The 23,673-nt window shown below is 68.0% G+C and carries 28 protein-coding genes; 20 read left to right on the top strand and 8 right to left on the bottom strand.

Features of this window, described 5'->3' with window-relative positions; genetic code table 11:
• The first annotated feature begins 11 nt into the window (after positions 1-11).
• From def (DDZ14_RS10100) to DDZ14_RS10075, 6 genes are all read left to right on the top strand, one after another.
• Positions 12-533 carry a peptide deformylase gene (gene def, locus DDZ14_RS10100; protein WP_109424848.1) on the top strand — a complete coding sequence of 174 codons (522 nt, stop codon included), beginning with the start codon at positions 12-14 and terminating at the stop codon, positions 531-533.
• A gap of 1 nt (position 534) precedes the next feature.
• The gene (gene def, locus DDZ14_RS10095; RefSeq protein WP_109424847.1) at positions 535-1,038 is read left to right on the top strand and encodes a peptide deformylase; all 504 of its coding nucleotides are present in this window, start codon (positions 535-537) and stop codon (positions 1,036-1,038) included.
• Entirely contained in the window at positions 1,035-1,937 is a 903-nt protein-coding gene (fmt, locus tag DDZ14_RS10090; protein ID WP_109424846.1) for a methionyl-tRNA formyltransferase, read from the top strand. Before def (DDZ14_RS10095) ends, fmt begins: the two co-directional genes overlap by 4 nt.
• A gap of 140 nt (positions 1,938-2,077) precedes the next feature.
• Complete coding sequence (locus DDZ14_RS10085) at positions 2,078-2,524, top strand: DUF4440 domain-containing protein (protein WP_158275500.1); 447 nt, start codon at positions 2,078-2,080, stop codon at positions 2,522-2,524.
• 86 nt (positions 2,525-2,610) lie between these two features.
• Complete coding sequence (locus tag DDZ14_RS10080; protein WP_109424957.1) at positions 2,611-3,048, top strand: MarR family winged helix-turn-helix transcriptional regulator; 438 nt, start codon at positions 2,611-2,613, stop codon at positions 3,046-3,048.
• Positions 3,049-3,184: 136 nt separating this feature from the next.
• Positions 3,185-4,360, top strand: coding sequence for an acetyl-CoA C-acyltransferase family protein (locus DDZ14_RS10075; protein ID WP_109424844.1), 1,176 nt, complete (start codon positions 3,185-3,187; stop codon positions 4,358-4,360).
• Between the two features lie 47 nt (positions 4,361-4,407).
• On the opposite strand, the gene DDZ14_RS10070 is transcribed toward DDZ14_RS10075, so the two are convergent.
• Positions 4,408-4,608, bottom strand: coding sequence for a DUF2905 domain-containing protein (locus DDZ14_RS10070; protein WP_109424843.1), 201 nt, complete (start codon positions 4,606-4,608; stop codon positions 4,408-4,410).
• Between the two features lie 98 nt (positions 4,609-4,706).
• Here DDZ14_RS10070 and DDZ14_RS10065 point away from each other — a divergent pair, with 98 nt between their 5' ends.
• Positions 4,707-5,294 carry a hypothetical protein gene (locus DDZ14_RS10065; RefSeq protein WP_109424842.1) on the top strand — a complete coding sequence of 196 codons (588 nt, stop codon included), beginning with the start codon at positions 4,707-4,709 and terminating at the stop codon, positions 5,292-5,294.
• 4 nt (positions 5,295-5,298) lie between these two features.
• Here the strand turns inward: DDZ14_RS10065 and DDZ14_RS10060 are convergent, their stop codons facing one another.
• Entirely contained in the window at positions 5,299-6,951 is a 1,653-nt protein-coding gene (locus tag DDZ14_RS10060) for a thiamine pyrophosphate-binding protein (RefSeq protein WP_109424841.1), read from the bottom strand.
• 165 nt (positions 6,952-7,116) lie between these two features.
• Here DDZ14_RS10060 and DDZ14_RS10055 point away from each other — a divergent pair, with 165 nt between their 5' ends.
• Positions 7,117-7,668 carry an NADPH-dependent FMN reductase gene (locus tag DDZ14_RS10055; RefSeq protein ID WP_109424840.1) on the top strand — a complete coding sequence of 184 codons (552 nt, stop codon included), beginning with the start codon at positions 7,117-7,119 and terminating at the stop codon, positions 7,666-7,668.
• An 8-nt stretch (positions 7,669-7,676) separates the two neighbouring features.
• Here the strand turns inward: DDZ14_RS10055 and DDZ14_RS10050 are convergent, their stop codons facing one another.
• Both DDZ14_RS10050 and DDZ14_RS10045 read right to left on the bottom strand, forming a co-directional pair.
• Positions 7,677-8,075, bottom strand: a complete 399-nt coding sequence (locus DDZ14_RS10050; RefSeq protein WP_109424839.1) for a VOC family protein — start codon at positions 8,073-8,075, stop codon at positions 7,677-7,679.
• 82 nt (positions 8,076-8,157) lie between these two features.
• Complete coding sequence (locus tag DDZ14_RS10045) at positions 8,158-9,201, bottom strand: FAD-binding oxidoreductase (protein ID WP_109424838.1); 1,044 nt, start codon at positions 9,199-9,201, stop codon at positions 8,158-8,160.
• A 53-nt stretch (positions 9,202-9,254) separates the two neighbouring features.
• Between DDZ14_RS10045 and mnmD the strand changes: the two genes are divergently transcribed.
• Both mnmD and DDZ14_RS10035 read left to right on the top strand, forming a co-directional pair.
• On the top strand, positions 9,255-9,953 hold the full coding sequence (gene mnmD / locus DDZ14_RS10040) for a tRNA (5-methylaminomethyl-2-thiouridine)(34)-methyltransferase MnmD (protein ID WP_109424956.1): 699 nt from the start codon (positions 9,255-9,257) through the stop codon (positions 9,951-9,953).
• Entirely contained in the window at positions 9,950-10,816 is an 867-nt protein-coding gene (locus tag DDZ14_RS10035; RefSeq protein WP_109424837.1) for a DMT family transporter, read from the top strand. The genes mnmD and DDZ14_RS10035 overlap by 4 nt, the downstream gene beginning before the upstream one ends.
• A gap of 166 nt (positions 10,817-10,982) precedes the next feature.
• Here DDZ14_RS10035 and DDZ14_RS10030 read toward each other — a convergent pair whose 3' ends face one another.
• Positions 10,983-12,941, bottom strand: coding sequence for a lytic transglycosylase domain-containing protein (locus DDZ14_RS10030; protein ID WP_109424836.1), 1,959 nt, complete (start codon positions 12,939-12,941; stop codon positions 10,983-10,985).
• A gap of 150 nt (positions 12,942-13,091) precedes the next feature.
• On the opposite strand from DDZ14_RS10030, the gene dapA reads away from it, so the two are divergent.
• Both dapA and DDZ14_RS10020 read left to right on the top strand, forming a co-directional pair.
• The gene (gene dapA / locus DDZ14_RS10025; protein WP_109424955.1) at positions 13,092-13,967 is read left to right on the top strand and encodes a 4-hydroxy-tetrahydrodipicolinate synthase; all 876 of its coding nucleotides are present in this window, start codon (positions 13,092-13,094) and stop codon (positions 13,965-13,967) included.
• A gap of 9 nt (positions 13,968-13,976) precedes the next feature.
• On the top strand, positions 13,977-14,465 hold the full coding sequence (locus tag DDZ14_RS10020) for an SAM-dependent methyltransferase (protein WP_109424835.1): 489 nt from the start codon (positions 13,977-13,979) through the stop codon (positions 14,463-14,465).
• 193 nt (positions 14,466-14,658) lie between these two features.
• On the opposite strand, the gene DDZ14_RS10015 is transcribed toward DDZ14_RS10020, so the two are convergent.
• Positions 14,659-16,014 (bottom strand): glutamine synthetase family protein, encoded by a 1,356-nt coding sequence (locus DDZ14_RS10015; protein WP_158275499.1) that lies wholly within the window; start codon positions 16,012-16,014, stop codon positions 14,659-14,661.
• Positions 16,015-16,126: 112 nt separating this feature from the next.
• Between DDZ14_RS10015 and smpB the strand changes: the two genes are divergently transcribed.
• From smpB to DDZ14_RS09980, 7 genes are all read left to right on the top strand, one after another.
• Positions 16,127-16,603, top strand: a complete 477-nt coding sequence (gene smpB, locus DDZ14_RS10010) for an SsrA-binding protein SmpB (protein WP_109424833.1) — start codon at positions 16,127-16,129, stop codon at positions 16,601-16,603.
• Positions 16,604-16,707: 104 nt separating this feature from the next.
• Positions 16,708-17,559, top strand: a complete 852-nt coding sequence (gene sseA, locus DDZ14_RS10005) for a 3-mercaptopyruvate sulfurtransferase (RefSeq protein ID WP_109424832.1) — start codon at positions 16,708-16,710, stop codon at positions 17,557-17,559.
• Positions 17,556-18,122, top strand: a complete 567-nt coding sequence (locus DDZ14_RS10000) for a GNAT family N-acetyltransferase (protein ID WP_158275498.1) — start codon at positions 17,556-17,558, stop codon at positions 18,120-18,122. Before sseA ends, DDZ14_RS10000 begins: the two co-directional genes overlap by 4 nt.
• A gap of 12 nt (positions 18,123-18,134) precedes the next feature.
• Positions 18,135-19,319 (top strand): amino acid aminotransferase, encoded by a 1,185-nt coding sequence (locus tag DDZ14_RS09995; RefSeq protein ID WP_109424830.1) that lies wholly within the window; start codon positions 18,135-18,137, stop codon positions 19,317-19,319.
• A gap of 300 nt (positions 19,320-19,619) precedes the next feature.
• Positions 19,620-20,042 (top strand): alternative ribosome rescue aminoacyl-tRNA hydrolase ArfB, encoded by a 423-nt coding sequence (gene arfB, locus DDZ14_RS09990; RefSeq protein WP_109424954.1) that lies wholly within the window; start codon positions 19,620-19,622, stop codon positions 20,040-20,042.
• Positions 20,043-20,121: 79 nt separating this feature from the next.
• Positions 20,122-20,379 (top strand): type II toxin-antitoxin system ParD family antitoxin, encoded by a 258-nt coding sequence (locus DDZ14_RS09985; protein ID WP_109424829.1) that lies wholly within the window; start codon positions 20,122-20,124, stop codon positions 20,377-20,379.
• On the top strand, positions 20,376-20,684 hold the full coding sequence (locus DDZ14_RS09980) for a type II toxin-antitoxin system RelE/ParE family toxin (RefSeq protein WP_109424828.1): 309 nt from the start codon (positions 20,376-20,378) through the stop codon (positions 20,682-20,684). Before DDZ14_RS09985 ends, DDZ14_RS09980 begins: the two co-directional genes overlap by 4 nt.
• A 15-nt stretch (positions 20,685-20,699) precedes the next feature.
• Here the strand turns inward: DDZ14_RS09980 and pncB are convergent, their stop codons facing one another.
• A complete protein-coding gene (pncB, locus tag DDZ14_RS09975; protein ID WP_109424827.1) occupies positions 20,700-21,992 on the bottom strand; it encodes a nicotinate phosphoribosyltransferase in 1,293 nt (430 codons plus the stop codon).
• A 53-nt stretch (positions 21,993-22,045) separates the two neighbouring features.
• Complete coding sequence (gene pncA, locus DDZ14_RS09970) at positions 22,046-22,654, bottom strand: bifunctional nicotinamidase/pyrazinamidase (RefSeq protein ID WP_109424826.1); 609 nt, start codon at positions 22,652-22,654, stop codon at positions 22,046-22,048.
• Positions 22,655-22,743: 89 nt separating this feature from the next.
• Between pncA and DDZ14_RS09965 the strand changes: the two genes are divergently transcribed.
• Entirely contained in the window at positions 22,744-23,664 is a 921-nt protein-coding gene (locus DDZ14_RS09965; RefSeq protein ID WP_109424825.1) for a rhodanese-related sulfurtransferase, read from the top strand.
• The last annotated feature ends 9 nt before the right edge of the window (positions 23,665-23,673 follow it).

Raw genomic sequence — 23,673 nt, 5'->3', positions numbered from 1 at the left:
AATCCCCTGCCATGAGTTTACGCGACATCCTGATCCATCCGGACCCACGGCTGAAGAAGATCTGCGCCCCTGTGGCGGAGGTCACGGCCGAGACGCGCCGGCTGGCCGACGACATGCTGGAGACCATGTATGACGCGCCGGGCATCGGTCTGGCCGCGCCGCAGGTGGGTGTCCTCGACCGTCTGCTGGTGATGGATTGCGAGAAGGGCGAGGACGCCACGCCCGACCCCAGGGTGCTCATCAACCCGGAGATCACCTGGACTTCCGAGGCACTCAACACCTACGAGGAGGGCTGCCTCTCGATCCCCGAGCAATATGCCGAGGTGACGCGCCCCGCCGAGGTGCGCGTCCGCTATCTCGACATCGACGGCAAGCCGCGCGAGGAGGAATTCGCCGGACTCTGGGCGACCTGCGTGCAGCACGAAATCGACCACCTGAACGGGCGGCTCTTCATCGACTATCTCTCGGCGCTCAAACGCCAGATGATCACCCGCAAGATGCAGAAGGTGAAACGCGAGCGTGCGAAAGCCTGACATGGCGCGGCGCCCCTTCGTTCCCTGGCCCGACAAGCGTCTGAGAACCGCGGTGCCGCCGCTGTCCGAGGAGACGGCGGAGACCCGCGCGATCTGGGACGACATGGCCGACACGATGTATGCCATGCCGGGCGTCGGCCTGGCCGCGGTGCAGATCGGGGTGATGCAGCGGCTGGCGGTCGTCGATGCCTCCGACACACGCGACGGGCTGATCCGGCTGGCCAATCCCGAGATCCTGCATGCCTCCGCCCGGATGCGAAGCCACGAGGAAGCCAGCCCCAACCTGCCCGGCGTCTCGGCCGTCATCGAGCGGCCGCGCGCCGTGACGGTGCGCTTCCTGAACGCCGGGGGCGAGATGGAGGAGCGCGAGTTCGTCGGGCTCTGGGCGACCAGTGTCCAGCACCAGATCGACCATCTGGACGGCATGATCTATGCCGACCGCCTGAAACCGATGAAACGCCGCCTGCTTCTGGCGCGGGCCGAAAAGCTACGGAGGCGCGGATGAGGATCGTCTTCATGGGCACGCCCGATTTCTCGGTCCCCGCGCTCGATGCGCTGGTCGCGGCGGGGCACGAGATCCCGGCGGTCTATTGCCAGCCGCCCCGCCCCGCCGGGCGCGGCAAGAAGCCCCGCGCCTCGCCCGTGCAGACCCGCGCCGAGGCGCTGGGGCTGGAAGTGCGCCATCCCGCCTCGCTCAGGGATGCGGAGGAACAGGCCGCCTTCGCGGCGCTGCGCGCGGATGTGGCCGTCGTGGTCGCCTACGGCCTTATCCTGCCGCAGCCGGTTCTGGACGCGCCCCGGCAGGGATGCCTGAACATCCATGCCTCGCTGCTCCCGCGCTGGCGCGGCGCGGCGCCGATCCAGCGCGCGATCATCGCCGGGGACACCGAAACGGGCGTGTGCATCATGCGCATGGAGGCCGGGCTCGACACCGGGCCGGTTCTGCTGCGCGCTGCCACGCCCATTACCGAGAAGGACACCGCCGCCCGCCTGGACGACAGGCTGACCGGCATGGGCGCGGCCCTGATCGTCGAGGCGCTGGCCAGCCTGGACACGCTCACCCCGGAGCCGCAGACGCAAGCGGGCATTACGTATGCAGCGAAGATCGACAAGGCCGAGGCCCGGATCGACTGGACCCGTCCCGCCGCCGAGGTGGCGCGGCTGATCCGCGGCCTCTCTCCCTTTCCCGGTGCCTGGTGCCTGGCCGGTGACGTGCGGCTGAAACTGCTCGACGCCCGCGCCGCCGAAGGGACCGGCGCGCCGGGCGAGGTGATCGCGCCGCCGCTGACCGTTTCCTGCGGCGCCGGCGCGGTTCGCGTCCTGACCGCGCAGCGCGAAGGCAGGGGCGCCGTCCCGGCCGCCGACCTGGTGCGCGGCACGGCCCTGCCGCGCACGCTGGACTGAGCGGCCCGAGGCCCGACCGGGCGCCGACGGGCGAGTAGGTGGTTTCGCGGAATCGTGATAAGGATATCACCCGTCGCCGCAGTGAATGGGCCGCAGTGAATGGAAGGGCGGTCAGGCATCCTTCTTGCATGGAGACTTCAATGATTTTCCCACTCAGGTCTTGCGCTGTCGTCGCCTTCTCGGCCATCGCCACGTTCGCCCAAGCGGGCGCCCCTGACGATATCGCGGCGCGAAACAGCCAGTTCGAGACCGCGTTCAATTCCGGCAACGCATCAGGGGTCGCGGCCCTCTATACCCCGGATGCCGTCGTCATGCCCCCCAGCGCTGCCCCGATCGAGGGGCGCGAAGGCATCTCGGCGCTGTGGCAATCCTTTATTGATGCTGGCGCCGCGGATCTCCATTTGGTCAGGTCCGACCTGGAGGTTCTGGGAGACACCGCGAACGAGGCCGGTACCCTCTCGCTGACGGTGCCGGATGGGAATGGGGGACGGGCCACCTTCAACGGCAAGTACATCGTCATCTGGAAACGCCTTGACGATGTGTGGCACCTGGACCGGGATATCTGGAACGAAACGCCGTCGGAATAGGCGCATGGCGGACAGTTCGGCATAGTCCCGGCGGGACGGACACAGGCCCCCTTGACGGGATCGGTGCAAATGCAATGATCCCGGCCATGAGCGATTTCGATCTCGACGCCTTCCTGCCCTATCAGGTCAACGTGCTGGCCGCCCGCATGAGCCGCGAATTCGCCGAGCGCTACCGGGCGCGCTTCGGCATCTCGGTCGCGGAATGGCGCGTCGTGGCGCATCTCAGCCAAACCGGGCCGGTCAGCGTGCGCGAGATCCATGCCCGCGTTGACATGGACAAGTCCAAGGTCAGCCGCGCTGCGCAGCGGCTGGAGGCCGCGGGCTATCTGCGCAAGCGCCCGCATCCCGGCGACCGGCGGCTGGTGGAACTGTCGCTGACCCCGAAGGGCCAGGCGATGATGGCCGAGCTGACAGAGATCGCAAAGGCGTACCAGACTGACCTCGCGGCGCGGCTCGACGGCGAGAAGCCGGCCTTCCAGGCGGCGATCCAGCGGCTTCTGGACCGGGACGGCGCGGAAAATTGACCGGGCCGCCCGACCGGGGGACGTTACGTCCCCTCCACATCCCGCGCCGATCGTGGCAGGGTGCCCGAGACGCGGCGGTGCGAACCGCCCGAACCGATTCATTCAAACCGCGCACACAGCATGAAAGACAGGACAGATGACGGAGATCGTACTTCTTGACGGGGCCAGGACGGCCATCGGCACTTTCGGCGGCAGCCTCGCGGGCACACCGCCCATCGAACTTGGCGCCCATGTCGCCAAAGCGGCGCTGGAGCGCGCCGGCGTCGAGGGCGCGCAGATCGGCCATGTCGCCTTCGGCCATGTCATCAACACCGAACCGCGCGACATGTATCTCTCGCGGGTGGCGGCGATGCAGGCGGGCGTGCCCGAGACCACCCCGGCGATGAACGTGAACCGGCTCTGCGGGTCGGGGGCGCAGGCGCTCGTCTCGGTGATCCAGTCGCTGATGCTGGGCGATGCGGATTTCGGCCTTGCCGGTGGCGCCGAGAACATGAGCCGCTCGCCCTATATCCTGCCCGCGGCGCGCTGGGGCCAGAAGATGGGCGACGTCTCGACCAGCGACATGATGCTGGGCGCGCTCAACTGCCCCTTCGGCACGGGCCATATGGGCGTAACGGCCGAAAACGTGGCCGCCGAGCACGGCATCAGCCGCGCCGACCAGGACGCCTTCGCGCTGGAAAGCCAGACCCGCGCGGCGCGCGCCATCGAGGAGGGCCGGTTCAAGGACCAGATCGTGCCCATCGAGGTGCGCGTGAAGCGCGACATGGTGGCGTTCGACACCGACGAACATCCCAAGGCCACGACGGCCGAGGCGCTGGCCGGGCTGCGCACGGTCTTCCAGAAGGACGGCACGGTGACGGCCGGCAATGCCAGCGGTATCAATGACGGCGCCGCGGCACTGGTTCTGGCAAGCGCCGAGGCCGCCGGGAAAGCCGGGCTGAAGCCGCGCGCGCGGGTGCTGGGCTATGCCCATGCCGGCGTCCGGCCGGAGGTGATGGGCATCGGCCCGGTCCCGGCGGTGGAGAACCTGCTGGCGCGCACCGGTCTGGCGGCGTCGGATTTCGACGTGATCGAATCGAACGAGGCCTTTGCGGCGCAGGCGCTTGCGGTCAACAAGGGCCTGGGCCTCGACCCCGCCAGGGTCAACCCCAACGGCGGCGCCATCGCGCTGGGCCACCCGGTCGGCGCGACTGGGGCGATCCTGACCGTCAAGGCGCTCTATGAGCTGGAGCGGACCGGTGGCTCGAAAGCGCTCATCACCATGTGCATCGGCGGCGGCCAGGGCATCGCGCTGGCCATCGAGCGGCTCTGAGGACGTGCCGGGCGGCGGCCGTATCGGGCCGCCGCCCCCGCCACCCTTCACCGGAAGAGCCGGTAGAGCACGGTCAGCACGACACTGATCAGCAGGCAGGAGCCGAGCGGCAGGTAGAGCCTGCCATTCGCGCCCAGCGGGATCGTGATGTCGCCGGGCAGCCGGCCCAGCGGCACCTGCCGAAGCCAGGGCCAGAACAGACCCGCCGCGATCAGCGCGATCCCCAGCACGATCAGCAGCTTCTGCATCTCTCCGTCTCCCTTCGTCGCGGGGGGCGCGGCCCCGCTTGCCGTCGCCCTGACCGGCAGATAATGTGGCCAACCTGCCCACTCAACACGGAACCGCCATGCTTCATGCCGCTCTCGCCGCTCTTCTGGTCCTGATCGCCGCCGCCGGGCTGGCCGTTCATACGCTGGGTCTGCCGCTCGATCTGACTGAGTCCGGCCCAGTGGAGATCGGCCAGGCGCTCGTCGCCCTTGTCGGCGCGGTGGTCTGGGGGGCGCTCGCGCTGCATCTGCGCGCCGCCGCGCCTGCCGCACCTTTCCATGCCAGCATCGCCATATTCTTCAGCCTGCTCTGCGTGGCCGTGGCCGGGCGCGAAGCCTCCTGGATGGAGGAATACGGCAGTTCCGAAGCCACGAGCAAGCTTCTGGAGGCCGTCATCGGCGGGGCCATCGCGCTTGGCGCCCTGGGCCTCGCGGCCTTCTGGCTGACGCGCCGGGCGCGCGCCGCCCGAATTTTCCGGCGCTTCATGGCTCACCCTTCTTTCGGCTGGGCGATCCTGTCCTTCCTGCTGGTGCTCGCGGGCGACATCTTCGAGAAACGCCTCTTCGCGCTGGACAGCAACCTTCTGTGGGAGGAACTGCTGGAACTGCTGGGCTTCGCCGCGATCGCCGGGGCGGGTTTGACGGGCTTCGCGCGCCGCCGCGGCTGAGCGGTCAGCCCGCGCCGCGCCCCGCCGCGCGGATCTGCGAGAGCGTCTGGCCGGTGGCCAGCGCCTCCGGGTCGAGGCGCAACTCGATGATCGCGGGCTTGCCGGAAGCCTCGGCACGCGCGAAGGCCGGTCCGAAATCGGCATCCCGCTCCACCACCTCACCATGACCGCCATAGGCCCGCGCCAGTGCCGCGAAATCGGGATTGGCCAGCGCCGTGCCGCTGACGCGGCCGGGATAGGCGCGCTCCTGATGCATGCGGATCGTGCCGTAGAGCCCGTTATTGGCCACGATCACGATGACCGCCGCACCGTGCTGCATGGCGGTGGAGAACTCGTTGCCGGTCATCTGGAAACAGCCGTCGCCGGCCAGGCAGACCACGCTGCGGCCGGGATGCTCCAGCTTGGCGGCGATGGCCGCGGGCAGGCCGTAGCCCATCGAGCCCGAGGTCGGGGCAAGCTGCGTGCCGAAGCGGCGGAAGCGGAAGTAACGATGCAGGAAGGCCGCGTAATTACCCGCGCCATTGGTCAGGATCGCATCCTCGGACAGGTTGTCACGCAGCCAGCCCACGACATTGGCCATCTTCACCGCGCCGGGCAGATCGACGGGCTGCTGCCAGGCCTCGTAATCGGCACGTGCCGCCGCGCGCCAGGCGGCATCGGCGGGTGCGCCCTGGCTCCCCGCCAGCGTGGCGAGCATCGCGGGCGCGGGGCAGGCGACGGCCAGGTCGGGGCGCCAGACACGGCCAAGTTCGTCGGGGTCGGGGTGGACATGCAGCATGGTCTTGCCCGGCGCGCCCACCTCCAGATGTTCATAGCCCCCGGTGGGCACGTCACCCAGACGCGAGCCCAGAACCAGCAGACAGTCGGCCTCGCGCAGACGCGCGGCGAGCCGTGGATTCATCCCCACGCCCAGATCGCCGGCATAGCAGGGATGGGAATTGTCCATGTAATCCTGCCGCCGGAAGGTCACGGCAACCGGCAGGTCGAACGCCTCGGCGAAGCGGCCCAGATCGGCGGCGGCGGTGCTGTCCCAGCCCGGCCCGCCCGCGATCACCAGCGGGCGCTCGGCGGCGGCCAGATGATCGACGATCGCCGCGGCCGCATCCTGCGGCACGGGCTGCGCGGCGTGCGTCGCGGCGGGGATGTCGGGCACGTCGGCGTGCGCACTCAGCATGTCCTCGGGCAACGCCAGCACCACCGGGCCGGGGCGGCCGGAGCGCGCCACATGGAAGGCGCGGCTGATATATTCGGGCAGCCGGGCCGTCTCGTCGATCTCGCCGGTCCATTTCGCCAGCGGTCCGAAGTAGCGCCGGTAATCCACTTCCTGGAACGCCTCGCGGTCGCGGTGGCCGCGCGTGATCTGGCCCACGAAGACGACCATCGGCGTCGAGTCCTGCATTGCCACATGGATGCCGGAAGAGGCGTTCGTCGCCCCCGGCCCGCGCGTCACGAAGAGCACGCCGGGCGCGCCGGTCAGCTTGCCATGCGCCTCGGCCATCATGGCCGCACCACCTTCCTGGCGGCAGACGACATTCTGGATGCCGCTCTCATGCAGCCCGTCCAGCGCGGCAAGGAAGCTCTCGCCGGGCACCGAAAAGACGCGCCGCACGCCCTGAAGGCGCAACTGGTCCGCAAGTATCTGCCCGCCATGCCGCATCGGCCGCCTTTCCCTCCTTCAGTTGCTGTGCTTCTTCGCAACTCTTCAGTCGCTGTGCGCCTGCGCACAAGGCATGCGCGCCGCGCCAGGCGCCGTCAAGGTTGCATCCCCGGACGCGGGACATACCTTGCCACCAACATCGCATTACATGAAGGAGAGACAGTCATGGCCACAGGAAGGCTTCTCGGCATTTCCGGTTCGCTGCGCCGCGACAGCTACAACACCAAGCTGATGCGCGAGGCGGCGCGCCTTTTCGAGCCCGCCGAGTTCACCGAGGCTGATCTCAACCTGCCGCTCTATGACGGCGATCTGGAATCCGAGAAGGGCATCCCTGAACCGGTCCAGACGCTCATCGACCAGATCAAGGATGCCGACGCGATAGTGATCTCGACGCCGGAATACAACAAGGCACCGTCCGGCGTGCTCAAGAACGCGCTGGACTGGACGAGCCGCACCAGGCCGTTTCCGCTGATCCGCAAACCGGTGGCGATCATGTCGGCCACCGCCGGCCGCGCGGGCGGCGAGCGCACGCAATTCGCGCTGCGGCTGATGCTGGTGGCCTTCCAGCCGCGGCTTCTGCAGGGGCCGGAGGTGCTGGTCGGCCAGAATACCGACCAGTTCGACGACAAGGATCGGCTCGTCAACGAGATCAACGCCAAGGCGCTCGACGGCCTTATGAAGGCCCTGCGCGCCGAGGCCGGCCTGTCGGAGGACTGACCGAAGGTTCAGGCGGGCTCGGAGATCTCGATCAGGTTACCGTCCGGATCGCGGATATAGATTGATGTGATGGGCCCGGTTGCGCCGCTGCGCGCGACCGGGCCTTCCTCTATCGCGATGCAGTGGCGCTCCAGATGCTCTAGCCAGCGCGAAAGCGGCACACCGCTCAGGAAACACAAATCGGCACTGCCCGGCGCCGGGGCGGCGGCCTTGGGTTCGAACTCCCGCCCGGCCTCGTGCAGATTGATCTTCTGACTGCCGAAGGTGAGCGCGGTCCGCGTGCTGCCATCGGATGGGCGGAAACTTTCGGCCTCCATTCCCAGAACGCTCGTGTAGAAGGCCACGCTGCGCGGAATGTCCGCCACCGTCAGCACCAGGTGATCGAGCGAGCGCAGCGCAGGTTCCATGATCCTCGGTCTCCGTCTTCCGGGTTAAGCCACCTGCGCGCAGCTTGCCCGAACGGGCCGCATGATGGCAATTCCGGCGCCCTCAGCGCAGGCTGGCCGCGACCGCGAACTCGGGCGGGATGGCGTCGTGGCCCTCCAGCACCAGGTCGGCCATGACCTCGGCCACTTTCGGGGCCAGTCCGACGCCGATCTTGAACCCGCCATTCGCGATGAAGACGTCGTCGCGCGCCGGGTGCCGCCCCAGCATCGGCGCGCGCGACCGGGCGCGCGGGCGCACCCCCGCCCAGCGCGCGACCACCGGCGCATCTGCGAGCGCCGGACAGGCGGCACAGGCGCGCGCGTGGATCCCGTCGAGCGCGGCATCGGTGGTGTCGGCGTCCTGCCAATCCCGCTCCGAGGTGGAGCCCACCGCCACCGTTCCGTTGGCATGGGGCACGATATGCAACCCGTCCGCAAAGAGCTGCGGCGCATCTGGCATGTCGAGCGCCAGCGCCAGCGCCTGACCCTTGACGCCGCTGCCGACCGGCCGGCCCAGTTCCGCCGACAGCGCCGCCAGCCCTTCATGCCCCGTGGCCCAGACCTGCGCGCCACCGGCCTGCGGCGCGTCCGGCCCGATCCGCCCGCCCAGCGCTGCGACGGCGGCGGCGAGCGTGGCGCAGGCCGCCGCCGGGTCGATCCGGGCGCTGAGCGTGTCCTCGATCAGCCAGCCGGTGGGGCTGACCGGAGCCCAGTCGCGGCCCGCAGCCGGCACAACGCGCCATTCGGCCTTTCCCGCCCAGCTTTGCGCCGCCGCCTCGGCGCGCGCGTGGGCCAGCGCCAGACCGCGCTCATCCGCGACCGGCTGCAACCGCCCGACCCGCGCATAGCCGGTGCGCCGTCCGCCCGCCTCTTCCACCGCCCGCCAGAAGGCCCCGGCCGCAATCAGGCTTTCGAACTGGAACTGCTTCTTGGCGTTCCAGCCGTCAGGCGTGTGGGGCGCCAGCGCACCGAGCAGCCCGCCCGAGGCCCCGGCGCCGGGCGCGTGCGGCTCCACCACCACGACGCGGGCGCCGCGGCGCAGGCAGGCGAAGGCCACCGACAGGCCGAACACCCCCGCGCCGAAAACCGTCACCTCGGTCCTTGCCATTCGCTCTGCCTCCCACCATGCTCCGCACCGATCACGGCATTCCGGGACATCGCATGGCCACCCGCACGCGGCAAGTCGCAGAGACAGCAGAGATCGTCTGGCGCGAAGGCGGCGGGCCCGTCTCGGCGCGATTCGACGACCCGTATTTCTCGCTCCAGGACGGGCTGGCGGAGACGCGGCATGTCTTTCTGGCGGGCAACGGCCTGCCGGAACGGATGCACGCGGGGTTCCACATCGCGGAACTGGGTTTCGGCACCGGGCTCAACCTGCTGGCGGCCTGGCAGTGCTGGCTGGAGACCGGTCTGCCCGGACGCCTGCGATTCACCAGTTTCGAAGCCTATCCGATGCGGGCCGCGGACATGGCGCGCGCGCTCGGCGCCTTTCCCGCGCTTGCCCCGCTCACCGCCCCGCTGCTGGAGGCATGGTCGCGCGGCGAAACACGGCTGGTGACGGAATCGCTGGAGGCGCAAGTGATCCTGGGCGATGCGCGCGCGCGGCTGCCGGAATGGACCGGGCGTGCAGACGCCTGGTTCCTCGACGGCTTTGCCCCGGCGCGCAACCCGGAACTCTGGGATGCGGCGCTGCTGCGCGAGGTCGCGCGCCACACCGCGCCGGGCGGCAGCTTCGCCACCTACACGGCTGCAGGCCATATCCGCCGCGCGCTGGCGCAGGCCGGTTTCGCGGTGACGCGCCTACCGGGATACGGCACCAAGCGCCACATGACCGCCGGCCGGCTGGAGCGGCACCCATGAGTCAGTCGAACGCCCGCCTCGGCATCCTGCTGATGATCGCCACGACCTTCGTCTTCGCCGTGCAGGACGGCATTTCCCGCCACCTGGCGGGCGAATACAACGTCTTCATGGTGGTGATGATCCGCTACTGGTTCTTCGCCGCCTTCGTGATCTCGGTCGCCGCGCGCAAGGCCGGCGGGCTGCGTGCCGCCGCGGCGACGACACAGCCGGGCCTGCAGGTATTCCGCGGCCTGTTGCTGGCCGCCGAGATCTGCGTGATGATCGCGGCCTTCGTGGCGCTGGGTCTGGTGGAGAGCCACGCGATATTCACCTCCTATCCGCTTCTGATCGCGGCGCTCTCCGGCCCGATCCTGGGCGAGCGCGTGGGCTGGCGGCGCTGGGCGGCGATCGGCGTGGGCTTCATCGGCGTGCTGATCATCCTGCAGCCGGGCTTCCGCGTCTTCTCGCCCGCCGCGCTCATCCCGCTGACCGCGGCGCTGATGTTCGCGCTCTACGGGCTGCTCACCCGCTACGCCGCAAGGCGCGACACGACGGCGACCAGCTTCTTCTGGACCGGCGTGACCGGATCGGCCGCGATGACCTGCGTGGGGGTGTGGTTCTGGGAGCCGATGATCGCGACAGACTGGCTCTGGATGGGGGTGCTCTGCGTGACCGGGGCCAGCGGGCACTGGCTGCTGATCCGCACCTATGAGGTGGCCGAGGCCAGCGCGGTCCAGCCCTTCGCCTACCTGCAACTGGTCTTCGCCTCGGCCATCGGGCTCATGGTCTTCGGCGAGGCGCTGCGCAGCAACGTGGTGATTGGCGCATCGGTCGTGGTGGGGGCGGGGCTCTTCACACTCTGGCGCGAACGGGTGGCACGGTAGCGCAGGGCAAGGGGGCGCTGCCCCCTCGGCCTGCGGCCTCACCCCCGGAGTATTTGACGAAAGATGAAGGCAGGGCGCGTGCGCATCTTCATCTTTCCGGAAATACTCCCGCCGGAGGCGGTCCTCCGGACGAGACCGGGCGCGCCGGGCCGGACGGCGCGCAGCCCTAGCCTTCCTTCAGATCCATCGTCAGGCGCAGCGGGGCGGCGCGGCCGCCCAGCCGGGCGCGGTAGACATGGAGCGATTCCATCACCCGCATCACGTAGTTCCGGGTTTCGCGGAAGGGGATATGCTCGATCCAGTCCACCACGTCGACGCCATCGGCTCGCGGGTCGCCGAACGCCTCGATCCACGCGCTCGCGCGGCTCGGGCCGGCATTGTAGGCCGCGGCGACGAGTACGATCGAGCCGTCGAAGACATCCATCAGTTCCGCCAGATAGGCGGTGCCCAGCGCAACGTTGTAGGTCCAGTCGTCGGTCAGGCGCGCGGCGGAATACTGCTGTCCCGTCTTCGCGGCCATCGCCTTCGCGGTGCCGGGCATGAGCTGCATCAGCCCGCGCGCGCCCGCCGGGCTGACCACGAGCGGATCGAACTCGCTCTCGCGCCGGGCAATGGCCAGCGCAAGCTCCATCGGCACCGGCACCGGCTGGCGAGTGAGCGCGGTCAGCGGGTAATAGCCCTTGGGCACCTCGATGCCGCGGCGGGCGGCGCGTTTCGACAGCATCAGGGCGATATGCGGCTCGCCCAGTTCCAGCACCAGATCGGTAAGCTGCGCAAGCTCCCGGCGTTCGAGCGTCCCGGCCATATGGGTGAAGAATTGCCTGGCCCAGGCCGTCTGACCGGCGCGGTGCAGCAGGACCGCCGCCTGAAGGACGGGCGTCTCGGCGAAGGCGGCCTGACGCCAGGGCGCCACATCCTCGGCCCCGGACAGATCCGCATCCGGCGCGATGCCACCGCGTTCCGCCGCGAGCTGGCCGTAGAAGCTGGTCTGGTAGCGGGCGCCGAACGCATAGGCCGCCTTCGCGTTTTCCGCCTCGCCCAGCGCCTCGTACGCGCGCCCCAGCCAGTAGCCGGCGCGGCCGCGGCTGATCGGCGTCTCAACATAGTTGCGGAACCGCGTGAAGTGATCGACCGCCAGCCCCGGATGGCCGAGCTGCGTCAGAGCGATATAGCCCGACAGCCATTCCAGATCGGCAAAATCCGATCCGTCGACGAGGAAATGGCGCGAGGCGATCTCGTAGGCCAGCGCCACGTCGCCCTCGCGCATCTTCTCGCGGGCGAGGGCGCGGCGCCGGCTGGACCACGCGTCAGGCACGCCCAGCGCCGCCTGCGACACCGAGCGCGCGCGCAGAAGCTCGATCGCATCATCCGTCCGGCCGCGGGCGGCGCGCCAGGCGAAACGTTCATGGGCCAGCCCCGGATCATCCGCCAGGTCCTCGGGAACGGCGTCGATGCGCGTATCCACCCCCGAGGCGTTGGAGCGCAGCGCGATGCGGGCCTCCGCCAGCGCCCGCCAGCCATCGGAGACGAGCGGGTACATCCGTCGCGCCACCCCCGCGCTCCCGCGCCACAACAGCATGTCGAGCCGGGCCTCGTGATGCGGGGCCAGCAGGTCCGGGAACCGCTTGAGCAGATAGGCCTCGTCCTCGGCGCTCATCACCATGGAGCGCCAGGCGCGCACGACCTCGGCGCCCGCATCCCCGGCCCGGCCCAGCGCCGCGAACGCCTCCACCAGCCGCACGACGCCCGCGCCGGTCTGCGGGGGGGCGCCGTCGAAATAGGCGATCACCGCCTTTGGCTCGGCGCCCGATCCGATCTCGCGTTCGCCCAAACTCCGCAGCCGGTCGAGCCCCGGCCAGTCGGGATGCGCATTCAGGAAGGCGTCGTAGTCTTCCCAGAACCCCGCGCCGTTGTGCAGTTTGATCCATTCGAGAAGCGACAGCGCGGCGGGTGTATCGATGGGGGAAAGCGCGGCTTCGGCCCGCGCCCAGTCGCCCGAGCGGGCCGCAGCAAGTGCCTCGGCCAGGGCGGCGCCGTCAGCCTCGTCCGGCAGGGCAGCCGCCGGTCCGCACAGCAGGAAGACGGCAGCCATCATGCGCAGCAGGGCCAAGGGTCGAGCGAGCATAACTATGCCTGTTTCATGCCACACGGGATGGACTGTAGCGGTCAGGCAGTCTATTGCAACGCCCAACTTGGCAACCGGGGCGCGGCCCGGTACTGTCCGCGCGGTTTTCAGCCGGGGCGCCTCCCCGGAACCGAAATGAAGGAGCGTGTCATGTTCAGAGGGTCCCTGCCCGCACTCGTCACGCCGTTTGCGAACGGCCAGGTCGATGTGGACACGCTCAAGAAACTTGTGGAATGGCACATCGCCGAGGGCAGCCACGGGCTCGTCCCGGTCGGCACCACGGGCGAGAGCCCGACGCTGAGCCATGTCGAGCATGAAATGGTTGTCGAAGAGGTGGTGAAAGCCGCCGCCGGCCGTATCCCGGTGGTCGCCGGTGCGGGTTCCAACAACACGCTGGAGGCGATGCGCTTCATGCGCCATGCCGAGTCGGTGGGTGCCGATGCCGCGCTGGTGGTGACGCCCTATTACAACAAGCCCACGCAAGCGGGGCTGATCGCGCATTTCACCGCACTGCACGATTGCTGCGAACTGCCGATCATCATCTACAACATCCCGGGCCGTTCGGCGGTGGACATGCTGCCCGAGACGATGGGAGAACTGGCCAAGCTGCCGCGCATCATCGGGGTCAAGGACGCGACCGGCGACCTGGCGCGGGTCTGCGCCCAACGCCTGACCTGCGGCCCGGATTTCATCCAGATCTCCGGCGAGGACGCAACCGCGCATGGCTTCAACGCCCAGGGCGGCGTCGGCTGCATCTCGGTCACCGCGAACGTCGCGCCGCGACTCTGCGCCCAGATGCAGGAGGCCACGCTCTCGGGCGATTTCCGCACCGCGCTGGAACTGCAGGACCGGCTGATGCCGCTGCACCGCGCGATCTTCGTGGAGCCAGGCCTGGCGGGTGCGAAATACGGGCTTTCGGTGCTGGGTCGCTGCGAGGAGGATATCCGGCTTCCGCTGACCCCGCTCACGCCCGACACGCGCGCCCTGATCAAGAGCGCGATGCGCCATGCCGGCCTGATCAACTGAGCCGCCGCGATGGCCGCCAGAAAGAAACCTGCACAGCCCGGCGACCGGGTGCTGGGTTTCGATCCGGGGGCCGCGCATGACGCGGGCCTGGCCTTCATCGGGCATATCCGCTCTCCCTGGTCGCCCGGCGACTGCCCGCGCAACCTGACGGCGGCGCGCAAGACGGGCAAGGGCGCGCGGGTCGAATTGCGGCCGGGCTATGGGCCGGGGCTGGAAGGGCTGGAGCCGGGCCAGCACGTGATCCTGATCTACTGGCTGGACCGCGACCGGCGCGACCTGATCGCGCAGCAGCCGCACGGGGACGATGCGCCGCGCGGAACCTTCGCCTTGCGCTCACCGGTGCGGCCCAACCCGCTGGGGCTAGCCTGCGTGCGGATCACCGCGCTCGACGCCGCCGCCGGCGTGATGGAGATCGACGCCGTGGATGCGTTCGACGGCACGCCGCTTCTGGACATCAAGCCTTGGCGGCCGGGGATCGACATGCCCGCCGGGATCTGATCGCGGGCTTCACGAGGATCGGGGATTCAGGCCGCACAGGGTGTTTGCGCAAAAGACATTGAGCCCCGAAAACCCGAAACCAAAGCGGTGATACCGCCCTCGCAAGCGCTCGCGCATTCGCTGACGAGCCGCGCGCGGGCAACGGACCGATGCCGGTGCAAGGTCAGTTGTTGCGGACCAGGTGGGCGCGGCTCTAGAGATACCAGTCGTATTCGCGCGGCAGCACCTCGGCCAGGAAGGCATCGAGCTCTGCACGCTTGATATCGGCATAGGCGCGCGGGTAGCGCGGGCCGAGATAGTCGGCCATCACCTTGGAGCCTTCGATCCGGTCGAGCGCCGACCAGAGCTTGACCGGCATGTCCGGGTCGATCTCGGCGCCCGCGTTGCCTTCGGCTTGCGCCGTGGGCTCAAGCCTGCAAGCGATGCCGTGATGCGCGCCGGCGAGCACGGCGGCCATGACCAGATAGGGGTTGGCTTCGGCCCCGGCGATGCGGTGTTCGATACGCCGGGCGGCAGGTGGACCGGAGGGAATGCGGAAGGCGACCGAGCGGTTGTTGCTGCCCCAGCTCGTGTTGACGGGCACGAACTCGTCGGGGGCGAAACGGCGATAGGCGCCGATATTGGGCGCGAAGATCGCCAGTGCGTCCCAGGCCGTGGCCTGAAGCCCGGCGACCGCTTGGCCCAACAGTCGCCCACCTTTCGGGCCGGTCTCGTCGAAGACGTTGCGCCCCTCGCCGTCGAGAAGGCTCAGGTGGATGTGCAGTCCGCTGCCCGATTGTCCGGTGAAGGGCTTGGACATGAAGGTGGCCGCCTGCCCGTGCCGCGCGGCCACGCCCTGCACCACGCGGCGCAGCATGAGCGCGTGATCGGCGGCGCGCACCGGGTCGGGCAGGTGGCCAAGGTTGATCTCGAACTGACTGCCGCCATATTCCGCCGTCGCCGCGCCCGCGGGCAGTCCCTGCGCGGCGCAGGCCGCGTCGATATCGGCGATCAGCGCGCCCCATTCGTCGAGTTTGTCGAAGGCCAGCACGCGCGGCGCGGCGCTGTCGCGTCCGGTGCGGGTGGGCTTGGCGGGCAGCGCAGCGCCATCCGGGCCGCGCCCGGCATCCAGGAGATAGAATTCCAGCTCGCAGGCCACCACAGGGGTCAGACCCAGCCCCTCGAACCGGCGCAGCACGCGGGCCAGGATCGCGCGCGGGTCGAACCACCAGCCATCGGGGTCGTCAGGGCATTCCGGCCGGATCAGGCATTGCGCGACGCCATCGAGCCAGGGCACCGGCACCAGCGTGCCGGGAACCGGGCGCGCCACCATGTCCGGATCACCGTCGGAAAAGCCGATCCCCTCCACGTCCCAGCTTGTCCCCAGGGCGTCGAGCGTGGTGATCCCGGCACAGAAGGCCGCGCCACCTGTGCAGAACTTCGGCCAGTCGCGACGCGGGTAGCGTTTGCCCACCGCGCTGCCGACCAGATCGAACATCAGCGCATCCAGATAGCGCGTGTCGGGATGCGCCTTCAGGAACTCCCGAAACTCCTCAGGCATCTCCGTCATGTCCGTCCTCCCCGTGCCCGGCCATGCCCGCGATACTACGCGGCCCCTGCCCGCGGTCAATCGGCGCGGGACCATCTGGACTCGGACCCCCATCTGACCTATGTCCGCGCGCATGGCCAAGCCCAAGGATAACCCCAATTACAAGGTGATCGCCGAGAACCGGCGCGCCCGGCACGACTACGCGATCGAGGAAGACCTCGAATGCGGCATCATGCTGGAAGGTTCCGAGGTCAAGTCGCTGCGTCTGGGCCAGGCCAACATCGCCGAGAGCTACGCCAGCGTCGAGGATGGCGAACTTTGGCTGATCAACGCCTATATCGCGCCCTATGCGCAGGCCAAGACCTTCGGGCATGAGGAACGGCGCAAACGCAAGCTGCTGGTCGGCAAGCGGGAATTGTCGAAGCTCTGGAACGAGAGCGCGCGCAAGGGCATGACGCTGGTGCCGCTGGTGCTCTACTTCAACCACCGGGGCATAGCCAAGATCAAGATCGGCATCGCCAAGGGCAAGAAGACTGTGGACAAGCGCGAAACCGAGAAGAAGCGCGACTGGCAGCGCCAGAAGGCACGGCTGCTGCGCCAGGGCGGCTGAGCGGAGCGCGGGAACCTGCCGCCCGAGCGGGGCTTGGCCCTTGAAACACCCTGCCGCGCTGGATAGGCATTAGTCTGGTTCCGCGATCTCAGGGATGCCCGGATATGCCTCATAGCGACCCCCGCACGCTCGTCTCCACCGCCTGGCTGGCCGACCATCTGGCCGACCCGGACCTGCGCATCCTCGACGGCTCGTGGCACATGCCCGCCGCCGGGCGCGACGCGCGGGCCGAGTATAACGCCGGCCACATCCCCGGTGCGCGGTTCTTCGATATCTACGATATCTCCGACAACCGCTCGGCCCTGCCGCACATGGTCCCGCCGGTGGAGAAATTCATGAGCCGCTGCCGCGCGATGGGCGTGGGCGACGGGCATCAGATCGTCGTTTACGACACGGCCGGGCTCTTCTCGGCGGCGCGGGTCTGGTGGCTCTTCCGGCTGATGGGGCACGCCGACGTGGCGGTTCTGGATGGCGGCCTGCCGAAATGGCAGGCGGAGGGCCGCGCGCTGGAGGACATGCCGCCGGTGCTGCGCGAGCGCCACATGACCGTCCGCCGCCAGGCGCATATGGTCAAGGATGTCACGCAGGTCGCCGCCGCGTCCAAGCTGCGTGACGCCGAGATCGTCGATGCGCGCAGCCCGGCGCGGTTCCGCGGCGACGAGCCCGAGCCGCGCGAGGGTCTTCGGGCCGGGCATGTTCCGGGCTCGCGGAACCTGCATTACGCCAGCCTGCTCAACGCCGACGGCACCATGAAGGACCCCGAGGCGCTGCGCGCGCTTTTCGAGGCCGCGGGCGTCGATCCGGCGAAACCGGTCATCACCTCCTGCGGCTCCGGCGTAACGGCCGCGATCCTCAACCTGGCGCTGGAACGCATGGGGCGGCGCGATCACGCGCTTTACGACGGGTCCTGGTCCGAATGGGGCCAGTTCGACGAATTGAAGGTGGAGACGGGATGACCCTGATCCCCGCAGGCACCGAAGTCAGCTACACCACCACCTGGCTGGAGATGACCGAGCGCCCCGGTTTTCCGTGGCCTGCAACGCCGGTGGGAAGCCCGGTGACCCTTTTGCACGCGACCGCGCCGCCGGCCTGGTATTTCCTGTCGCTCTATGACGCGGTCGGGCGCGACTATGTCTGGGACGATATGTTCGAGATGGAGGAGGCCGATTTGCGCGCGCTCCTGCATGACGCGGATGTCGCGCTCTGGACGCTCTTCTCGGATGGCTGGCCGCATGGCTTCTTCCTGCTGGACTGGCGCAAGGTGGGCATCTGCGACCTGGCCTATTTCGGATTGGTGCCGCAGGCGGTGGGGCGCGGGCTGGGCCGCTACCTGCTGCAAACCGCGATCCATACCGGTTGGGACCGGCCTGGGGTCGCGAAGATGACGGTCAACACCTGCACGCTGGATCATCCGCGGGCACTGGTCAATTATCAGAAACACGGCTTTGTCCCGGTTCGGCAGGCCGAGAGCACCCGCATCCTGAAACGCGACAGGGATCTGGCGCGTATTCCCGACTGAAAGGCGAACGACATGTTTGGCGCACTCAAACCGCAACCCGCCGACAAGATCCTGAAACTGATGCAGGCCTTCCGCGAGGACCCGCGCGGCGACAAGATCGACCTTGGCGTGGGTGTCTACCGCAATGCCGAGGGCGTGACCCCGGTGATGCGCGCCGTCAAGGAAGCCGAGAAGCAGCTCTGGGAGCTGGAGACGACCAAGGCCTATACCGGGCTGGTGGGGGATCCGGGCTATCAGCAAGCGATGGCCGATCTGGTGATCGCCGACACGGTGGACCGCGACCGCGTGGCCGCCGCACACACGCCGGGCGGGACCGGCGCGATCCGTCAGTCGCTGGAACTGATCCGCATGGCCGCGCCCAAGGCGACGGTCTGGCTCTCGGCGCCGACCTGGCCCAACCATCCGTCGATCCTCAAGTACCTGAAGATGCCGATGGCGGAGTACCGCTATTTCGACAAGACCAGCTGCACCGTGGATTTCGAGGGCATGATGGCCGATCTGGAGAAGGTCAAGCCCGGCGACGTGGTGCTGCTGCATGGCTGCTGCCACAACCCCACCGGCGCCAATCTGCGCGGCCCGGAATGGGAACAGGTCGCCGACCTGCTGCTGGAAAAGGATGCGATCCCCTTCGTGGACATCGCCTATCAGGGCTTTGGCGACGGGCTGCGCGACGACGCCGCCGGGGTCCGCCTGCTGGCCAGTCGGATGCCCGAAATGCTGATCGCGGCGAGCTGTTCCAAGAATTTCGGCATCTATCGCGAACGCACCGGCATCGTTCTGGCCATCGCGCCCGATGCCAAGACCCGCGACGTCACGCAGGGCAACCTGGCTTATCTGAATCGGCAGAACTTCTCGTTCCCGCCCGATCACGGCGCGCGGCTGGTCACGATGATCCTGACCAACGAAGCGCTGCGCCGGGAATGGAAGGACGAACTGGAGAAGGTCCGCCGCGGCATGCTGGAACTGCGCATGCAACTGGCCGAAGCCCTGCGTGACATGACCGGGTCGGACCGGTTCGGCTTCATCGCCGACCATCGCGGCATGTTCTCGATGCTGGGCGCGACGCCCGAACAGGTCGAAAAGATGCGCGCCGACAGCGGCATCTACATGGTCGGAGACTCGCGCATCAACATCGCCGGACTCAACAGCAACACCGTGCCGAAACTGGCCGAGGCGATGGTCAAGGCCGGGGTCTGATGGCCCCGGTTTCGCAGGCGCCTCGCAATTGGTTGCGTAAAAAGTTTTGACAAACACAAAATATGTGGCAACCTTCTACGTAACAGCAACAAACGAAAGGAGGTGGTCCAGTGTCGAGAGTGATATTGGAGAGCGAGGTCGGGCAGCGTCGGGGGGTTTTCGCCTAGAGGCAATCCTTTCAGTAGAAAGCCAATCGACGGGGATCACGGCCCATCTGGCCCATCTCCTTTGATCTCGGGAAGGGCTGCTCCGCCGGAGCGGCCCTTTCTCGTCTCCGGGCCCGCGGTTATGCTGGCGCCCATGATCCGCATCACCGACACAATCGCGCTGGAAGACTGGGAAGTGACGGAGAGTTTCATCCGCGCCTCCGGTCCCGGCGGGCAGAATGTCAACAAGGTCTCCACCGCGGTCGAGTTGCGGTTCGAGGCCGAACGCTCCCCCAACCTGCCCGACGCGGTGAAACGGCGGCTCAGGCGGCTGGCCGGACGGCGCTGGACAAAGGACGGCGCGGTGGTGATCCAGGTCGAGGAGACCCGCAGCCAGGCCCGCAACCGCGAGATCGCGCGCGAGCGGCTGACGGAGTTGGTTCTGAAGGCCACGGATGAACCCAAACGCCGGATCAAGACTGGGGTCTCGGCTAACCAGAAACGCAAGCGGGTGGCGGCGAAGAAAAAGCGCGGAGAGGTGAAGGCGCTGCGCGGGAAGCTTGACGGGGAGGAGTGAGAGGTGGTCTGAATCCCGACCTTGCAAGCATTGATGAGTGTACCAGGAATTGGTACACTGAGCGCAAAGGAGAGATGCCATGCCCCGCAACACCTCTGTCGTGCTGAGCGATCACTTTAATGAATTCATAACCGAGGCTGTTGAAAGTGGACGTTACAATTCAGCCAGTGACGTGGTGCGCGCGGGGTTGCGGATGTTGGAGCGGCAGGAAATGGAACTTGAATTCAACCGACTGAAAGTCAGCCTGCAAGACGCCGACCGGCAGGCGGTGACCGAAGAAACGCTGGACGTTGATCTGGAAAACTTCCTGGCCGCTAAGCGCAAACCGTCGGCGTGACGCGCTACCGCCTGACAAGGCAAGCCGTCGCTGACCTTGATGACATCTGGGACTATACGAACGCAGCCTGGGGTCCGGGCCAGGCAGACGCATATTCCGCGGACTTATTCGCGTGCTTCGCGCGCGCCGTGGTCGCCCCCAACACGGGCCAAGACAGATCCCACTTCGTGCCGGGCGCAAGATCGCTGACGGTCGGGCGGCATCTGGTGTTCTACCGGCAGGTTAAAACGGTCGTGGTGATCCTGCGCATCGTGCATGAGCGGCGCAACTGGGCGGCGTTGCGGTTTGCGGATGAAATGGAATGACAAAATACAAATACGTCAAACCACCACCTCCATCGCCTCCTGCTCCCCGACGCCAAACACCCGTTTGTAACGCTCCACCTCGACCTCCGGCCCCATCGCCTTGAGCGGATTGTCGGAGAGCTTGACCGTCGGCCGGCCCTCGGCCGCGACGGCCTTGCAGACCAGCGAGAAAGGCGCCAGCGCGTCGCCGGGCACCAGCCCGCGGAAATCGTTGGTCAGGAGCGTCCCCCAGCCGAAGCTGACCTTGGCCCGACCCGCGAATTTGCGTTGCAACTCGATGATCTTCTCCACGTCCAGCCCGTCGGAGAAGATGATCAGCTTCTCGCGCGGGTCCTCGCCCCGGCTCTTCCACCAGGCGATCGCCGTCTCCGCGCCCTGCGCCGGGTCGCCGGAATCGATGCGGATGCCGGTCCAGCGCGCCAGCCAGTCGGGCGCGCGCTTCAGGAAGCCCTCGGTGCCGAACGTGTCGGGCAGGATGATGCGCAGGTTGCCTTCGTGCTCCTCGTGCCAGTCCGAGAGCACGCGGTAGGGTGCCTGCGCCAGCTCGTCGTCGCTCTCGGCCAGCGCGGCATAGACCATCGGCAATTCATGGGCGTTGGTGCCGATCGCCTCGACCTCGCGATTCATGGCGATCTTGCAGTTGGAGGTGCCGGCGAACTTGCCGCCCAACCCTTCCATCATCGCCTGTACGCACCAGTCCTGCCACAGGAAGGAATGCCGGCGGCGGGTGCCGAAATCGGCCAGCCGCAGCCCGTCCAGCCCGCGCAGGCGCTCCACTTTCTCCCACAGCTTGGTCATGGCGCGGGCATAAAGCACCTGTAGCTCGAATTTGCCCATCCGGTTCAGCACCGCGCGCGAGCGCAACTCCATCAGCACCGCGAGCGCCGGGATCTCCCACAGCATCACCTCGGGCCACTGGCCCTCGAAGGTCAGCTCGTACTGGTCGCCCACTCGTTCCAGGTGATAGGGCGGCAGGCGCAGCCCCTCGAACCATTCCATGAAGTCGGGGCGGAACATCTGCCGCTTGCCGTAGAACATGTTGCCGCGCAGCCAGGTGCTCTCCCCCCGCGAGAGCGAGAGCGAGCGGATATGGTCGAGCTGCTCGCGCAACTCGCCCTCGTCCACCAGATCGGCCAGCGGGATCTTCGTGGTGCGGTTGATCAGCGAAAACGTGACCTGTGTGTCCGGCCGGTTCCGGAAAATCGACTGGCACATCAACAGCTTGTAGAAATCCGTGTCGATCAGCGACCGCACGATCGGGTCGATCTTCCAATGGTGGTTATAGACGCGCGTGGCGATATCGACCATGGGGGCCTCCGTGACAGGCCCCCGTTAAAGCAAGCGCGGCAGGGCCTGTCCAGTCAGTCGATCCGCACGCCGGCGTCCAGCATGGCGCTGCGCGCCTCCTCCAATGAGCCGTCCATGTCGATGGCCCGGCAGGCATCCTCGACGACGACGGTGCGAAACTCCAGCCGGGCAGCGTCGGTGGCCGAGAACTGCACGCAGAAATCCGTGGCCAGCCCGACCAGCGTCACGGTGTCCACGCTGCGGCTTCGCAGGTAGCCGTCCAGACCCGTCGGCGTCTCATGGTCGTTCTCGAAGAATGCGGAATAGCTGTCCACGCCGCGGCGGAAACCCTTGCGGATGACAAGCTGGGCAGGATCGGTGTTCAGGTCGGGGTGGAATTCTGCGCCGGAGGTGCCCTGTACGCAGTGATCGGGCCAGAGGATCTGCGGGCCATACTCCATCTCGACCATCTGGAATGGCTCGTTCCCCTCATGCTGCGAAACGAAGGAACTGTGATCGGCCGGGTGCCAGTCCTGGGTCAGCACCACCGTCTGGTATTTCTCCATCAGCGCGTTGATGCGCGGCACGACAGCGTCGCCGTCCGGCACTTCCAGCGCGCCGCCTTCGCAGAAATCGTTCTGCACATCGATCACGATCAGGGCTTCGTTGGCAGGGCATGTCATGGCATTCCTCCTGCTCTGTCAGGTAGCAGGCGAGTCATTTGCGTCAATGCCGTTGCGCCCGCCCGCGCATCGGCGCTATGTCACCGGCCATGTCCCGGATCGTCGTCGCCGCCCTCTACCATTTCGCCCCGCTGCCCGACCCGCGCGCGCTGCGCGCGCCGCTCCTGGCGCTCTGCGAGGCTGAGGGGATACGCGGCTCGGTCCTGCTGGCGCGCGAGGGGATCAATGGCACCATTGCCGGGCCGCGCACGGGCATTGACCTTGCGCTCGCCCATATCCGCGCCATTCCGGGTCTCGCGGCATTGGAGCACAAGGAAAGCGCGGCGTCGGACATGCCGTTCGGACGCATGAAGGTGCTCCTCAAGCGCGAGATCGTTTCGATGGGCCAACCCGATGTCGATCCGCGCGCGGGCACCGGGCGTTACGTGGATCCGTCGGATTGGAACGCGCTGGTCTCGGCCCCCGACGTGGCGGTGATCGACACCCGCAACGCCTACGAGGTGGCGATCGGAAGCTTTGAGGGCGCCATCGATCCGGGCAACGAGCGGTTCCGCGACTTCCCCGCCTGGTGGGCGGCCAACTGCGCGCGCTTCGCCGGCAAGCGTATCGCGATGTTCTGCACCGGCGGCATCCGCTGCGAGAAATCGACAAATTTCCTGATCGGCCAAGGGGTTGAGGAAGTCTATCACCTCAGGGGCGGCATCCTGAAATATCTCGAAGAGGTGCCCGAGGCCGAGAGCCTGTGGCGCGGCGCCTGTTTCGTCTTCGACCGGCGCGTATCGGTTGAACACGGGCTGCGCGAGGGTCCGCATCTGCTCTGCCATGCCTGCCGGCGTCCGCTGGCGCCCGCCGACCGTGCGCATCCCGCCTATGAGGAAGGCGTGGCCTGCCACCATTGCACGGACGAGTATTCCGAGGCCGCCCGCGCCCGCTTCCGCGAACGCCAGCGCCAGGTGGAACTGGCTGCGCGCCGGGGGCGGGTCCATCTGGGAACCACCCCCGGACCCTGATGCGCGACC

Origin of the sequence: Maritimibacter sp. 55A14 (genome assembly GCF_003122205.1) — a bacterium.
Classification (GTDB): domain Bacteria; phylum Pseudomonadota; class Alphaproteobacteria; order Rhodobacterales; family Rhodobacteraceae; genus QEYE01.
The sequence above is the reverse complement of the archived record's forward strand: the minus strand, read 5'-3'. Positions and strand labels throughout refer to the sequence as shown.